Here is a 15,378-nt window from a genome sequence, read left to right on the forward strand (position 1 = left end):
ACGTAATGCAAAAAAAGCGATTTTCAGCTAGTATTTGCAGCCATTTTTGAGAATTGTTGAACAGTAAAAGTCTTTATGCCACAGAACACACCGTCTTCTACTGCTCCGGATGCCGCTAACAAGCGCCGCATTCTGGTGACCAGTGCATTGCCCTATGCTAACGGCTCTATTCATTTAGGCCACCTGTTAGAGCACATTCAAACGGATATCTGGACCCGCTTCCAGCGCCTGCGCGGCCACGAGATCTACAGTGTGTGCGCCGATGATGCCCATGGCACGCCAGTGATGCTAAAAGCGCAGGAGCAGGGCATCACACCAGAAGAAATGGTGGCCCGCACCCGTGCCGAGCACCATCAGGATCTGTTGGACTTTTACGTTGAATACGATAACTATTATGTGACTCACTCGCCTGAAAACAAGGCGTTATGTGAAGAGATTTATACCCGGCTCGACAATGCCGGCTATATCAGCAAGCGTGTTATCAATCAGCTGTACGATCCGCAAAAAGAAATGTTTTTGCCGGACCGCTTTGTCAAAGGCACCTGCCCTAGCTGTGGCGCAGAAGACCAGAACGGCGACAGTTGTGATGTGTGTGGCGCTACCTACAGCCCCACTGAGGTGAAAAACCCGCGCAGTGTGGTCTCCGGTGCGACGCCGATTTTAAAAGAATCTGAGCATTTCTTTTTTGATTTGCCCAAATTCGAAGACATGCTGAAAGGCTGGATCCGCTCTGGAGCATTGCAAGATGAGATGGCCAACAAACTTCAGGAGTGGTTTGAAGAAGGCCTGCAACAGTGGGACATCAGCCGTGATGCGCCCTACTTTGGCTTTGAAATCCCCGGCACCACCAATAAATATTTTTATGTGTGGGTCGATGCGCCGGTGGGCTACATGGCCAGCTTCCAGCATTATTGCAATGAGCACAATATCGATTTTGACAGCTTCTGGAAGGCTGATTCTGACGCCGAGCTGTACCACTTTATCGGCAAAGATATTACCTATTTTCACTGCCTGTTCTGGCCAGCCATGCTGGAAGGCGCGGGTTACCGCAAACCAACCGGGGTCAATATCCACGGCTTTGTGACGGTAAATGGGGCCAAGATGTCGAAGTCCCGCGGCACCTTTATTAAAGGCCGCACCTTCTTAGAGCATCTGAACCCGGAATACCTGCGCTATTATTTTGCCGCCAAACTGGGGGATGGCGTGGCTGATATCGACCTGAACTTTGCGGATTTTGCCCACAAGGTGAATTCAGATCTGGTAGGCAAGGTGGTCAATATCGCCAGCCGCTGCGCCGGCTTTATCACTAAAAAATTCAATGGCACCCTGTCTGATACTGTGGCCGACGAAGCTTTACTGGCCCAGTTCCACGATGCGTCGGAGCATATTGCTCAGCTGTTTGAAAGCCGTAAGTATCACCAGGCGGTGCGTGAAATTATGCACCTGGCCGATAAAGCCAACCAGTATATCGATGCCAATGCACCGTGGGTCACCATCAAAGAAGAGGATAAACAGCAGTTTACACATGATGTGTGCTCACTGGGTATCAATATGTTCCGTATCCTGGTGGTATACCTGAAACCAATCCTGCCGGTGCTGGCCGAACAAGCCGAAGCCTTCTTGAATGACGAGCTGCAATGGAGCAGCAGTCAGCAGGTGCTCACCGGCCATGCCATCAACAAGTTTAAGCCGATGATGCAGCGCGTTGAGATGGAGAAAATTGAAAAAATGATCGATGATTCCAAAGAAAGCCTGGCGGCGGCCCCCAGTCAGCCAAAAGCTGACAGCCCACTGGCCAGCGACCCTATCAGCGAAACCATCAGCTTTGATGAGTTTGCCAAGGTGGATCTGCGCGTAGCTAAAATTGCTAATGCCGAACATGTGGAAGGCGCAGATAAGCTGTTAAAACTGCAGCTGGACTTGGGCGGTGAAACCCGTCAGGTGTTTGCCGGCATCAAAGCGGCTTACGACCCGGCCAGCCTGATTGGTAAGCATACCGTGATGGTAGCCAACCTGGCACCGCGTAAGATGCGCTTTGGTTTGTCTGAAGGCATGGTGCTGGCGGCCGGCCCTGGTGGCAGTGACCTGTACATCATGGAGCCGCACGACGGCGCCAAACCAGGTATGCGGGTTAAATAAGCATATTTCAGGATTGAAAAAGGCAGCTTACGAGCTGCCTTTTTTTGTGGCTTCCACACGCTGACGATACACGCTGGCCCCTACCGGCGAAAAATGCGGTTTGAGCTTCCACTTAGGCCGGATGGTGGTCATCGGCCACACTCGCTTGCGCGCCACAATCACATACACCGAGGCACACCAGGGCATGTGTTTGGCCAGCCGGTTCTGCCAGCGTAGCGGCATCACACCACGGCGATTAAAAAACAGCATAGAAAACAGCAAATGGCGCTGGTCGAGCACTTCAAAGCCTAGTAGGTTGAGCCAGTCTCCAACCCGGTTGGCCGAAAAAAAGCGGGCGTCGTGCAGGATGTTGTCACGCTTGATAGGTAAATACTTGCACAGGCCGGTCAGGCTGTAGGGGTTAAAGCCACTGATGATGACATAGCCGCTTTGGGTGATACACCGGTCCACCTCGCGCAAGATCTGATGGGGATCTTTGGCATAGTCGAGCTCGTGTGCCAGTAAAAAACCATCGATGCTATTTTCCACATACGGCAATTCGCCAGAAGCTGCCAGTACCCCGGTGGACTCACCAGGCACGGGCGATTGATGAATATGGTGGGTGACCGAACAATGTGGCAAAGCAATCTGGCTGCTGAGGCTGCCCAGTTTGACCATATGATAGCCAAAAATCCGCTGGCTAAACGCATCACAGGTGCTAGCCACTGCCTCGTGGATCGTTTCACCACCGGGAAAGGCAGACCAGTCAGCCGGGTACCGCGGGGCCTGTTTTAACTGCGCTGCTTTCATATAAATGCACCAACCCCTTACGGTTGCAGTGTGGCGTGGATATTTCTATAGTATCCCAATCATTTTATATCTCAAGCAGGTACGTCATGCATACCCCTCACAATGCTCTTCCCGAAGGTATCTGGGTTGAGCCCATTCGCGCATTTTCGGATAATTATATCTGGTGTTTGCACGATGGCACTCATGCTGTGGTGATCGACCCTGGCCAGGCCGAGCCCGTTCAGGCTTTTTTGCATCAAAATAATCTGCAGCTTAGCGGTATTCTGATCACCCACCATCATTATGACCATACCGGCGGCATCACCAAACTGGTGTCGATGCGCCCGGATATTCCGGTCACTGGCCCCGAAGGCGGCCATATTCGCGGCATCACCCATGCGGTGCGCGAAGAGGATACTGTCACCCTGCCCCAGCTTAACTGTACCTTTTCGGTCCTGGCGGTGCCCGGGCATACGCTGGACCACATCGCGTTTTATGGCCATGGCGCGCTGTTTTGTGGTGACACCCTGTTTAATGGCGGTTGTGGTCGGTTGTTCGAGGGCAGCGCCCAGCAAATGCTGCAGTCGCTGAGCAAATTCCAGCATCTGGCCGAAGACACGGTCGTGTATTGTGCCCACGAATATACCCAGGCCAATCTGGCCTTTGCCCGGGCGGTGGAACCTGACAACGAGACTCTGGCCGAGTATCAGCAGGAAGTCGCTCAGCTACGTAAAAAAGACCGCCCGACAGTACCGACCCGGCTAAGCCTGCAATATCAGATCAACCCGTTTTTACGGGCCCATGAGCCCACGGTGGCCGCGGCTGCGCGCCAGAAAAGTGATGAGTCACTAACTGATGAGGTCAGTGTTTTTGCCGCTATCAGGCAATGGAAAGATAACTTTTAATGCATTTAGTGGATATCCGAATTACAATAACCCAATAACATGACCGAACGCGGTTTATCTTTTTTAAAACATAGGTCTGGGTTTATGCAACAACCATGGTTTGCCGTTTCGGCCATTCTGATGACAGCTATTTTGACGGGCTGTCAGTCTTCAACGTCTGGATCGCAGGCACAACACGCCCACGATAAATGTGTGGTGGGCGATACCCCTATTGATGGCGAACAAGATTGTCAGGTCGCCAAAGAAGGCGTGATTGATGTGATTCATCCGCGCCAGGCCAAAGGCGATCCGGTGGATGCCGAGACAGTCAAAGCCGGTAAGGCAAAGGCCACCAAAACTAAAACTGAGGCCACTGCACCGATAGAGGATGTGTGGCAGCGCATTGCTGGCCAGTTAGCCTTTGAGGTGCCCGATATTCGGCGGGTCAATGTGCAGCGCAACTGGTATTTGAAGCATCCTGAGTATATGGCCCGGGTGAGCAAACGGGCTGAGCCGTTTTTGTTCTATATCACCGAGCAGCTTGAAGCCCACGATATGCCGCTGGAGCTGGCGCTACTGCCCATCGTGGAAAGCGCGTTTGACCCCTTTGCCTATTCCCATGGCCGCGCCGCCGGCATGTGGCAGTTTATTCCCGGCACCGCCAAGCGCTTTGGCATTCGCCAGTCCTGGTGGTATGACGGCCGTCGTGATGTGGTGGCCTCCACCCAGGGGGCGCTGGATTACCTGACCTATCTGAATAATATGTTTGACGGCAACTGGCTGCATGCACTGGCTGCCTACAACAGCGGTGAAGGCCGGGTGGCCCGCGCCATTAAGCGCAACAAAAAGGCCGGCAAATCCACCGATTTCTGGTCGCTGGACCTGCCCCGCGAAACCCGCGCGTATGTGCCTAAACTGCTGGCACTGGCTGACATTCTTAAACATCGTGACCAATACAACTTTGCCTGGCCCGGTATTGATAATGTGCCGGTAATCGAAGTGGTCGATATTGGCGCGCAGCTGGATCTGGCTTTTGCGGCCGAGCTGGCTGACATGCCGCTAGAAGAATTACAGGCGTTGAACCCTGGCTTTAACCGCTGGGCGTCGGATCCGGACGGCCCGCATCACCTGGTGTTGCCCATTGATAAAGCCGAGGCGTTTAGCCAGCAGTTAGCCCGCATTGACCGGGAAGAGCGCCTGAACTGGGTGCGCCACACTGTTCAGCGCGGCGACAGCCTGCTAAAACTGGCCAATGAATACCACACCACGGCGGCGGTGATAAAACAGGTCAACAATCTGTCTGGCAACATGATCCGCATCGGTGATGCCATCATGGTGCCGGTGGCGCTTAAAGAGCTGGATGCCTATATCTTGTCACAGGACCAGCGCCTGGCCTCGTTGCAAAATGTGGAACGGGCCAGGCACAAGCTGACCCACACTGTGGCTCGCGGTGATACCTTCTGGGATATCGGCCGTAAGTACAACGTAAGCACCAAATCGCTGGCCAAATGGAACGGCATGGCGCCTAGCGATCCGCTCCACCCTGGTAAAGAATTGGTGGTGTGGGTCAATCAAATCAGCAAAAAACAGCAGCAGGATGCAGTGATCCGGGCATTTACCTACACGGTAAAACGGGGAGATTCTTTGTCGCGCATTGCAGCCAAATACAATGTGCGCATCAACGACATAAAAAAATGGAATGACATTCAGCAGCAGCGTTATCTGCAGCCTGGCCAACAGCTAAAATTATATGTGGATGTCACACGGCTTAAAAATATAGGATAACCGCTTTCATGTTCAGTATTAACCGGGACAAGCTCAAGCAAAGTCATCAAGCGCCCTGGTTAATACTGGATATTGTGATGCTGGTACTGCTGCTCATAAACCTGGCCTGGCTGGTATTTGATGCGCTCTACGCCACCAAGGCATTACAAAACCTGCTACAGACTCACCTGCCCTCGCTGTACACTGCTTATAAACCGATCCACGAAAATTTTTTACTGATAGACCTGGTCTTTATTGCCATTTTTTTCAGTGAATTTTGTTTTCGCTGGGCAGTGTCGCTTTATAATAAAGAGCATCTTCGCTGGTATTTTTTTCCGGTGATCCACTGGTATGATTTGGTCGGCCTGATCCCACTGGCAGCCACCCGCCTGTTTCGCTTTTTGCGTATTTTTTCGATTCTGCATCGCCTGCACAAATACCAAATCATCGATTTAAACCGCACCCGGGTGTACCGCTTTTTTGCCTTTTACTATGAAGTTTTTTTAGAAGAGCTGACCGACCGTATTGTGGTGAAGGTGCTGGCAGATATGCAAAAAGATGTGGCCGACGGCTCGCCGCTGTTTGATAAAATTGTGCATCAAGTGCTGGCGCCGCGCCGACCGCTGCTTACCCGCTGGGTGGCCGGTATTATGCAGCACATGGGCGACAACCTGGCCAATCAAAGTCCTGGGTCGGTGATCCGCGAGCATGTCAAAGCCAGTGTGGCTAAGGCAGTGCGCCACAATGAACAGGTGACCAATTTAAAGTATGTGCCAGTGGTGGGCAAAACCATCGAGTCCACGCTGGAACAAACCATTACCGATATTGTGACTGCCTCGCTGATTAATCTGCTCAGCGATGTCAGTGACAGCCGCTTAAATGAGTTTATTCAGTCGGGCGTAAAAGGCTACAACGGGCCCGCCGATGAACTGGATAAAGAAGTGCTGGGTGTGGTGGATGAATGTTTTGAACTGGTCAAGCAGCATGTGGCGCAGCAGCGCTGGAAAACACGCCTGGATAATGCCCCCGGCGCGGTGCCCGAACCGGGGGTGGGTAAAGCGGCAATCACGCCGGGTAAATCAATCGGCCGCTAATATCCGCTGATCTTACGCTAATAACGTTAAGGTTACTGGCGACGCCAGGTGGTGCCCTGCGGGCCATCTTCCAACACAATCCCCATAGCGGTTAGCGCATCCCGGGCTTCATCAGCCTGGGCCCAGTCTTTACTGGCACGGGCATCATTGCGCTGTTTGATCAACGCTTCGATTTTTGCCACATCATCGCTCTGGCCAGCACTGCTCTGACCTTGCAAAAAGCTATCGGCATCCTGTTGCAAAATACCCAGTACCGCGCCTAACTGGCGTAGTACGCCTGCCAGTTTGGCAGCTTCTGCGGTATCTGCTTTTTGCTTGTTCAGGTCACGGGCCAAGTCGAACAGCACTGAATACGCCTCGGGCACATTCAAGTCATCGTTCATGGCAGATTCAAACCGCGCCAGGTAGCCACCAAAGTCTGGTGCCACAGCAGTGTCAGCCTCCACCCCGCGCAATGCAGTGTACAAGCGCTCCAGCGCAGCACGGGCCTGGGTAATATTATCCAGCGAGTAGCTTAGCTGGCTGCGATAATGGGCCGACATCAAAAAGAAGCGCAGAGTTTCGGCGTCATGCTCTTGCAACACATCGCGTAGGGTAAAAAAGTTGCCCAGCGATTTGGACATTTTTTCGTTGTCTACCTGTACCATCCCGGTATGCATCCAGGTGTTTACATACGGGGTACTGTAAGCACAGCAGGATTGCGCCACTTCATTTTCGTGATGTGGGAAGATCAGATCCGAACCGCCGCCATGAATATCAAAGTGCGCGCCCAGATGTTTATGGTTCATGGCCGAGCACTCAATGTGCCAGCCAGGACGGCCTTCCCCCCAGGGTGAATCCCAGGCTGGCTCACCCGGTTTGGCGCTTTTCCATAGCACAAAGTCCAGCGGATCGTCTTTACCGGCGGCGACTTCTACCCGGGCACCCGCATTTAGTTGCTCCAGATTTTGTTTACTCAGCTTGCCGTAATTCGGGAACTGGCTGACATCAAACAACACATCGCCCGACTCGGCCTGATAGGCAAAGCCTTTTTCGATCAGGGTTTGGATAATGGCCAGAATTTCCGGCATGTGCTCGGTGACTTTAGGCTCAATGTCTGGCTCTAACAGATTAATCGCAGCAAAATCTTCGTGCATCATAGCGATGGTGCGCGCAGTCAGGCTATCGGTGGATTCGTTGTTTTCCTGGGCCCGGGCGATGATCTTGTCGTCAACATCGGTGATATTGCGCACATAATTCACATCATAGCCCAAATGGCGCAGATACCGTACCAGCACATCAAACGCTAGATACGTCCGGGCATGGCCCATGTGCGACAGGTCATACACAGTGATGCCGCACACATACAAGCCCACTTTTCCCTGGTTGAGCGGTTCAAAGCGCGCTTTTTCACGGGTTCGGGTATTGTATAGGTGTAGCATATCGATGGTATTCCTGAATCTGACAAAAAAGAGCCGCAAAGTTTAGCACCTACAGCGCGCAAGTCACAGTGTTTGTGCCGGTTGGCCTGCGTTTCAATTTATCTTTTGCCACTTTTAAGCTACCATTGACGGCTACATTACCAATGCATACAAGGCGAAAACCATGGTTACGTTGAAAACCAATTATGGCGAGATCAAACTAGAGCTGTTCGCGGACAAAGCCCCTAAGACAGTCGAAAATTTCAAACAATATGTGCAAGATGGCTTTTATGACAACACCATCTTTCACCGTGTAATTGACGGCTTTATGATCCAGGGCGGTGGTTTCACCGCGGATATGGATCAAAAAAGCACCAATGCGCCGATCCAGAATGAAGCCAACACCGGTATCGCCAACGAGGCGGGCACGGTGGCCATGGCACGGACCAACGATCCGCATTCAGCCACCTCGCAGTTTTTCATCAATGTGAAAGACAACGATTTCTTAAACTTCACCAGCGAATCCATGAATGGCTGGGGCTATTGCGCCTTTGCAAAAGTGGTTGAAGGCATGGACGTGGTTGAGCAAATCAAAAATGTGAAAACCGGCAGCCACGGCTTTCACCAGGATGTACCGGTAGAGCCGGTTATCATCGAAAAAGCAGAGCTGAGCGAATAAGCCTGTTAGCACCGGGGCGCCCTGCCCCGGTACGCCCTTCTTTTTGCTCATCCTGCTTGCAGTAGTGACCTATGGCCTTTACCTATTTTATTGCCGATCTTCATCTAAGCGCCGACCGCCCTGATATCAGCGCCTGCCTGTACCAGTTTTTAGAACAAGAAGCGCCTCAGGCCGACGCCCTGTATGTGTTAGGCGATTTGTTTGAAGTGTGGATTGGCGATGATAATGTGACCCCGTTTAATTCGGCAGTGGCCGCCGCCTTTCATGCAGTCAGCCAGCACACCCCGGTGTATTTTATTCATGGCAACCGCGATTTCGCCCTGCGCCAGGGCTGGGCGGATAAAGCCGGCATGACTATCCTGCCTGAGCAGACCGTAATTGATTTGTACGGTACCCCCACCTTGATTACCCATGGTGACGAGCTGTGTACCCGGGATGTGGCCTATCAAAAATTTCGTAAAAAATCACGCAGCTGGTGGTGGCCGCGCCTGATGCTGGCCATGCCTTTATGGTTTCGCCGCCGGGTGGCAGAAAATGGCCGTAAAACCAGTCAGAAAAACCAGCAGCAACTGCGCGCCGAGATCATGGATGTGACCCCTTCCGAGGTGGTTAAAGTCATGGAGCAACATCAGGTTCAGCGGCTTATTCACGGCCATACTCATCGTCCGGCCATCCACACCCTGCAGGTTAACAACCAGCCCGCTCAGCGCGTAGTATTAGGTGATTGGTACGAACAAGGCTCTGTGCTAAGCGTCAGCGCTCAGGGGTGTGATCTGCAGCAGCGCGCATTTTTTGATTAGATGCCTCGCGGGTTCTTGCTATCGCGTGGTTGGTTGCGCTGATATTGTCTGCAGCCATTCTTCCAATTCATGAGTGCCAACAAGAACCTTGGCCAGCTTTTTGTGTTCATCCAGTACAAAATAAGTGGGAAACTGATTGTGGCCAAGTTTGCGGGTGAGCGCACCTTGTGCAAACTCGCCGGAAAATACCATAAACGGGTAGTCAACCTGGCTACTGGAAAGATGGCTGGCAAATGCGGCTTTATCTTGCGGCCCGGCCAGCCCCATCACATTGATGGCGGCCTGCTGATGCAGCTGGTTTAACCGGGGAATGGCACTGCGGGAAAAGCTGCAGCCCTGTCCGTACAGCTGAACAATGGTCCAGGCGGCCTGTTTTGCCTGCGTGGTTTTGTTGTTGATGAGGCTACTCCCTTGGGTTTGGCTCGGATCCAGTTTCCAGGGCTGTCCCAGCTCGGGTGCAGGCAGCGATATCTGACTAAGCGCCCCGCGAATGCCCGCCTCTTTCGTTGCGTCCGCCTGCTCCAACTTTTGCAATACCGCGCGATTGGCTGGGGTATTGGCTTTATACAGTTGTATCACCACCTCGCCATCAGCAAAATTCTCTGCGCTCAACGTAGCCATGCCGATCCCCTGCTCACCCACAAAGCCAATATTTTGTAATTGCGGCTGTAAAAAATGGGCTTTGCCCACGGCATCGGTGACCACCACCAGATAGTCTGACTTAACTTTGTCAGAACCGTGCGAGAAGGAAAAGTCTGAGGCCAGCATACCGGACAGCTCGCCGTCTTGGGCATGCAGAGACACCGGCGGATAAATGGTCATAGAGGAATAATAGGGTAACCTGGCCTGCTTGTGTTCGAATAGCAACCAGTTTTCGGCTTGAATGTTTGGTGCAGTTTCGCCAGGCGATATTGAGTCTGCTGCGAAGACAAGCGGACAGGCTGCTAGCGTAAGAAGAAGAAGCTTCAACATGTGTGTCATCACTATCCTTGTTTGAACGCGCCAGCCATGAAGTTTTTATATCAGACGCTATTGTTTTGTTTACCAGTCATACCGGAATTGTACAGCCGGCACAACACATTGCGTTTAAATTAAACTTCAGGTGTTCGGTAGGACTTACTCAAAATCAGTTCAGCAATGAAAATTTCTGTCTGTCCTGTTTAAATATTCATCCTGTGCTATATACATATCTTTACAATGGATAAGTTGTCAGGATGACAGAGCTGATCTTCAATATAAATACCTGGTTTGCGCTGGCCATCGTGCTGGTGATGCTGATGTTTGTGGTAGAGCTGGCGGTGGGCCTGTGCGGCTATACGCTACTGGGATTATTTAAAGATAACCAGGCTATGCTGCGACCTCTGGCGGTGCAGCTGCCCTGGCTGCGCATGCTGGGCATCAATAAACTGCCCCGCTGTTTGTGGCTGGCTGAATTTCTGACCTGGTTTGCCCTGGTGGGGATAGCGCTTAGTCGCCTGCTCATCTGGTTGGCTCCGCAACTGGATAACACTTTCTTTATTCTCCCTCTGGCTGCCAGTAGCGCAGTGATTATGACCAGCCTGTGTACCGATTACCTGGTTAATTTATTAGCCGCCGAGCCGGCCAATCCCAATCTATCGGCCCGTTATCGAGGCTGTGATGCACGTATCACCGTGGGGGTGGCACGCATAGGGCATCCGGCCGAAGCCTGTTTTGAAGACATGCACGGCCAGACGCGCTATGTGCTAGTGGAGCCTGCCACAAAGCGGGATATTATTGTGCAGGGTGAGAAAGTGGTGTTGGTGGCACCGGCTCCGCCGGTATGGGTGGTGCGTAAATATTCTTCACGCTGATCACTCCTGTTCGGAGGGTGGTTCCGGGGCAGGTTCTTGCTCCTGATGTGCACGCTGCAGCTCCAGCCATTGTTTCGAGCGCAGGTTTTTGTGCAGGTCTGAATTGATATAGGTGTACAAAAACAAGGTTACGATCAGCGGGGTAAATACCAGTACCACTATCCATTCCAGTGAATTGTACCCCCATTTACGTTCTGCCACTGGCGCGGTGTCGCAACGTTTGCGTAATCGGTTAAAGCGGCTGTGCAACATCATAAAAATCATAACAGAGCTTACCGAAACCAGCACCTCGACCACTGTAGGAATTTCCATCACACTGGCGGTAGCAAAAAACAGCCCACACGAGAAAAACACAATCATCCAGATGTAATCAAATAAGGCAGGCCAGGGGCGGATATTAAGGCGTTTCTCACTGCGCCTTAGATAGGTGAAAAAGGTTTTAAAGGCGATAGGCTGTACCACAAAAACCAGCGGCACCAGCGTCCACAGCGCCGGGCTGATATCTTCATTGTCGGTAATGCGGCGCATATCCCGGGCAGCCAAAAAGAACCACACAGGTAAGTACAACCCGGCTGTGGCAAACACCAGTAATCCTTCGAGTAGCGCAAACCTGACCGGCGCTGTCTGATACGGCGCATGCGCCCGATGATGCATAAATCTGTACTTCCTACCTGGATTCATACCCGCCCGGCATAGTTTAGCCAGGGCACCTGTTGTGATCTTAAGTAGTTAAAATTGGTCCATCTGGTTCAGTTTTCTGCCTGATTCGCGCACGGTTAAGTACCACGACTCACTGGACACACACATCATTTGCTTTCTGGACAGCCATGATTGTGACTGTCTATAGATAAGATATGGGTGTCCAGAATGTGCCTGTCCATGGATGGGAGGTGGGTGTCCAGAATGTGTCTGTCCATGAATAAGATGTGGGTGTCCACGATGTGCCTGTCCACAGATAAGACGTGGGTGTCCAGGGTATGCCTGTCCATGGAAGGGAGGTGGGTGTCTTGTGGTGAACAAGACGCCGAGTTAATTATTGAGGGAGGATCAGGCGCAGGCGGTGTTGGTCTGGCTGGTCGCGGGCATGCCGCTGTGGAATTTAAAATCATCGTCCGGGCTGACAATCAGTTCGGCTTCCTGTTCGCCAAAAAAAGCCACCCGTTCACTGATATCGTGGCCGGCCAGCTGCTCGGCCAGGGTCAGATAATCCTGAAAATGGCGGGCTTCTGAGCGTAGTAGCGAGACATAAAATTCTCCCAGCCGGCTGTCTACATAGGGCGCCAGGCGGGCAAACCGCTCGCACGAGCGGGCTTCGATGTAGGCACCGCAAATCAGCTTGTCCACCAGGGTCGCGGGCTCATGGGTGCGCACATGGCGAAGCAGGCCGCGGGCATAGCGGCTGGAGCTGATATTCTGATACTCAATCTGGTAGTGGTCCATCATTTCCAGTACCTGAAAAAAGTGGTGCAGTTCTTCTTTGATCAGCAACACCATCTTATCAATCAGCTCCTGGCTGTACGGTGCCTCTGACCTGGGAAACATGGATTTGGACAAGCGGTTCAGGCCGGCCAGATCTTGCCAGTTGCCTTGCTGCCGATAAGTAAAATCCTCAAACGGCTTGAGCCAGGCCAACAGCGCATCGCCGCTGGCTTTGTCCACCGCATACTTGCGAATAAGATACATGGCACTTTGGGCAGCTTTGAGCTCGCACACCAGATGGTCGGTAAGTACCACCGACAGATTTTCTGGCCGGCGCGCTTCGGCTACCCAGGCATCGGGTGTTTGGCAATGCAAAAAGGCATTGATGGGGTGTAACAAACTAGCATCAAACATGCGCAAACAAACTCACTGTACAAAAATCAATCTGGCCACCGTACCCTGCGCCATGGTGGCCGGGCACATAAAAAAGGCCACGACATGCGCGGCCTTCAGGATAACGCCGGTGGCTTAGTCGTTATCCATGTTGTGCATTTCCAGGTTCGACAACTCGGCCTGTAGCACCGGCGCCTGGTTGGATTCGCCGCGCGCCAGGTCAATACGCTCAAGATACCCCTGGTCGATATCTGCCGTGATGTAGTTGCCGTCAAATACCGAGGTTTCAAAGCGCTGAATATCGGTATTTTCTTCGCGCACTGCTTCAACCAGATCTTTAATATCCTGGAAAATCAGCCCATCAGCCTGGATCAGGTCAGCAATCTGCTCAATTTCGCGGCCATAGGCAATCAGTTCATTAGCCGATGGCATGTCGATACCGTACACATTGGGAAAGCGGATTTCTGGTGCGGCTGAGGCAAAATACACTTTTTTCGCACCCGATTCACGGGCCATCTCGATGATCTGTCCGGACGTTGTGCCACGCACGATGGAGTCATCTACCAACAGCACATTTTTGCCTTTGAACTCCGAAGAGATAGCATTGAGCTTTCGCCGTACCGATTGCTTACGCATGGTCTGGCCCGGCATGATAAAGGTACGGCCGATGTAACGGTTCTTCACAAACCCCTGGCGATACGGCAGCTCGAGAGTGTTGGCAATTTGTAAAGCAACATCCATGGAAGTTTCCGGAATAGGAATGACCACGTCAATGTCCAGATCTGCCCATTCCCGCGCGATTTTTTCGCCCAGCTTACGGCCCATATTTACCCGCGAGGCATAGACGGAGATGCCATCGATAAAGCTGTCCGGACGGGCAAAATACACAAATTCAAAGATACAGGGTGAGGTAGACGGCTTTTCGGCGCATTGTTGAGTGTGCAGTTCGCCATGCTCGGTGATAAACACCGCTTCACCCGGTGCTACATCGCGGATAAAGGTAAAACCAACCGCGTCCAGCGCCACACTTTCCGACGCCACCATGTATTCTTCGCCCATCTCGGTGATACGCTTACCCAGGGCCAGTGGGCGGATACCGTTAGGGTCACGAAATGCCACCACGCCCTGGCCGATAATGGCAGCAGCCACCGCATAGGCACCGCGGATTTTTTTGTGCACATTGGTCACAACTCGGAAGATATCTTCGGCGCTCACCGTCAGTTCGGTGCACTGTTGCAACTCATGAGCAAAAATATTGAGCAGCAGTTCCGAGTCAGACGAGGTATTGATATGCCGGCGTGCGATTCGAAACACTTCTTCCTGGAGCTCGTGGGAGTTGGTCAGGTTACCATTGTGCGCAAACGCAATACCAAACGGTGAGTTAACATAAAATGGCTGAGCCTCGGCAGAGCTGGAGGTACCGGCCGTAGGATAACGCACATGACCAATGCCCATGTGGCCCGCCAGCCGTTTCATATGACGGGTATGAAATACATCCCGGACCAGCCCGTTGGCCTTACGCAGATTAAATCTGTTGTGGTCAATGGTAATGATGCCTGCAGCATCCTGCCCCCGGTGTTGTAATACGGTCAGGCCATCATACAACGATTGGGCGACCGGCGTTTTACCCACGATTCCGACAATACCACACATCTGTTTTACCTATTTAGCGGACGTTAAAAAACTGGAGCTGCCTTTCACAAAGGCAAAAAACCATTCGATTATAATCCCAAATTCCGGGATCAGCATTGATTGCTGCCACCACAGCGCGGTTGCTGCAGCGGTGAATGTATCTAAGAAAAATAACAGTGCACTGACAATGAGCACGCCCCGCAAGGCGCCAAACACTACCCCTAACAGGCGGTCAGCTCCGGATAACCCGGATGCCTGTACCGCATGACCAATCATATGGTTAGCCAAGCCACCTAGCACCAGGGTGATAATAAATAAGACAGCAATGGCTGCGCCATTACGTAATACAGGATCGTCAATTCGGGTGAAGTGAACCGCCAGGTCGGCAAAAAACTGGCTGGCAATAAACAAGGCGCCAAACCAGACTATCAGCGAGATAGCTTCTTTTACAAAGCCCCGAACCAGGCTTATCAAGGTAGATACCGCAATGATACCTAAAATCGTATAATCTACCCAGTTCAACACGTTAAATCAGCCTATTGCGAAAATACAGCGTGCACAGCAAGCGCGCTGC

General features: G+C 52.2%; 14 protein-coding genes. 7 read left to right on the forward strand and 7 right to left on the reverse strand.

Features of this window, described 5'->3' with window-relative positions; translation table 11 throughout:
* Window positions 1-75: 75 nt before the first annotated feature.
* Window positions 76-2,139, forward strand: coding sequence for a methionine--tRNA ligase (gene metG, locus ACTUJZ_RS04825; RefSeq protein ID WP_463635116.1), 2,064 nt, complete (start codon window positions 76-78; stop codon window positions 2,137-2,139).
* Window positions 2,140-2,166: 27 nt separating this feature from the next.
* On the opposite strand, the gene ACTUJZ_RS04830 is transcribed toward metG, so the two are convergent.
* Entirely contained in the window at window positions 2,167-2,928 is a 762-nt protein-coding gene (locus ACTUJZ_RS04830; protein WP_463635117.1) for a methyltransferase domain-containing protein, read from the reverse strand.
* 86 nt (window positions 2,929-3,014) lie between these two features.
* On the opposite strand from ACTUJZ_RS04830, the gene gloB reads away from it, so the two are divergent.
* From gloB to ACTUJZ_RS04845, 3 genes are all read left to right on the forward strand, one after another.
* On the forward strand, window positions 3,015-3,812 hold the full coding sequence (gene gloB / locus ACTUJZ_RS04835; RefSeq protein WP_463635118.1) for a hydroxyacylglutathione hydrolase: 798 nt from the start codon (window positions 3,015-3,017) through the stop codon (window positions 3,810-3,812).
* Between the two features lie 84 nt (window positions 3,813-3,896).
* Window positions 3,897-5,576: a LysM peptidoglycan-binding domain-containing protein gene (locus ACTUJZ_RS04840; RefSeq protein WP_463635119.1), complete on the forward strand. Its 1,680-nt coding sequence runs from the start codon at window positions 3,897-3,899 to the stop codon at window positions 5,574-5,576.
* 8 nt (window positions 5,577-5,584) lie between these two features.
* Entirely contained in the window at window positions 5,585-6,649 is a 1,065-nt protein-coding gene (locus tag ACTUJZ_RS04845) for an ion transporter (protein ID WP_463635120.1), read from the forward strand.
* A 32-nt stretch (window positions 6,650-6,681) separates the two neighbouring features.
* On the opposite strand, the gene cysS is transcribed toward ACTUJZ_RS04845, so the two are convergent.
* The gene (cysS, locus tag ACTUJZ_RS04850; protein WP_463635121.1) at window positions 6,682-8,070 is read right to left on the reverse strand and encodes a cysteine--tRNA ligase; all 1,389 of its coding nucleotides are present in this window, start codon (window positions 8,068-8,070) and stop codon (window positions 6,682-6,684) included.
* Between the two features lie 163 nt (window positions 8,071-8,233).
* On the opposite strand from cysS, the gene ACTUJZ_RS04855 reads away from it, so the two are divergent.
* A complete protein-coding gene (locus ACTUJZ_RS04855) occupies window positions 8,234-8,728 on the forward strand; it encodes a peptidylprolyl isomerase (RefSeq protein ID WP_463635122.1) in 495 nt (164 codons plus the stop codon).
* 71 nt (window positions 8,729-8,799) lie between these two features.
* A complete protein-coding gene (gene lpxH / locus ACTUJZ_RS04860) occupies window positions 8,800-9,528 on the forward strand; it encodes a UDP-2,3-diacylglucosamine diphosphatase (protein ID WP_463635123.1) in 729 nt (242 codons plus the stop codon).
* Window positions 9,529-9,546: 18 nt separating this feature from the next.
* On the opposite strand, the gene ACTUJZ_RS04865 is transcribed toward lpxH, so the two are convergent.
* Entirely contained in the window at window positions 9,547-10,350 is an 804-nt protein-coding gene (locus ACTUJZ_RS04865) for a TlpA family protein disulfide reductase (protein WP_463635124.1), read from the reverse strand.
* Window positions 10,351-10,742: 392 nt separating this feature from the next.
* Between ACTUJZ_RS04865 and ACTUJZ_RS04870 the strand changes: the two genes are divergently transcribed.
* Window positions 10,743-11,360, forward strand: a complete 618-nt coding sequence (locus ACTUJZ_RS04870; RefSeq protein WP_463635125.1) for an OB-fold-containig protein — start codon at window positions 10,743-10,745, stop codon at window positions 11,358-11,360.
* Here ACTUJZ_RS04870 and ACTUJZ_RS04875 read toward each other — a convergent pair whose 3' ends face one another.
* The 4 genes from ACTUJZ_RS04875 to ACTUJZ_RS04890 form a co-directional block, all read right to left on the reverse strand.
* Window positions 11,361-12,014 (reverse strand): hypothetical protein, encoded by a 654-nt coding sequence (locus ACTUJZ_RS04875; RefSeq protein ID WP_463635126.1) that lies wholly within the window; start codon window positions 12,012-12,014, stop codon window positions 11,361-11,363.
* Between the two features lie 393 nt (window positions 12,015-12,407).
* On the reverse strand, window positions 12,408-13,193 hold the full coding sequence (miaE, locus tag ACTUJZ_RS04880; protein WP_463635127.1) for a tRNA isopentenyl-2-thiomethyl-A-37 hydroxylase MiaE: 786 nt from the start codon (window positions 13,191-13,193) through the stop codon (window positions 12,408-12,410).
* A gap of 114 nt (window positions 13,194-13,307) precedes the next feature.
* Window positions 13,308-14,825 (reverse strand): amidophosphoribosyltransferase, encoded by a 1,518-nt coding sequence (gene purF, locus ACTUJZ_RS04885; RefSeq protein ID WP_463635128.1) that lies wholly within the window; start codon window positions 14,823-14,825, stop codon window positions 13,308-13,310.
* Between the two features lie 9 nt (window positions 14,826-14,834).
* On the reverse strand, window positions 14,835-15,326 hold the full coding sequence (locus tag ACTUJZ_RS04890; RefSeq protein ID WP_463635248.1) for a CvpA family protein: 492 nt from the start codon (window positions 15,324-15,326) through the stop codon (window positions 14,835-14,837).
* Between the last annotated feature and the right edge of the window lie 52 nt (window positions 15,327-15,378).

It is taken from the genome of Alteromonas sp. WD8-37 (genome assembly GCF_055326825.1).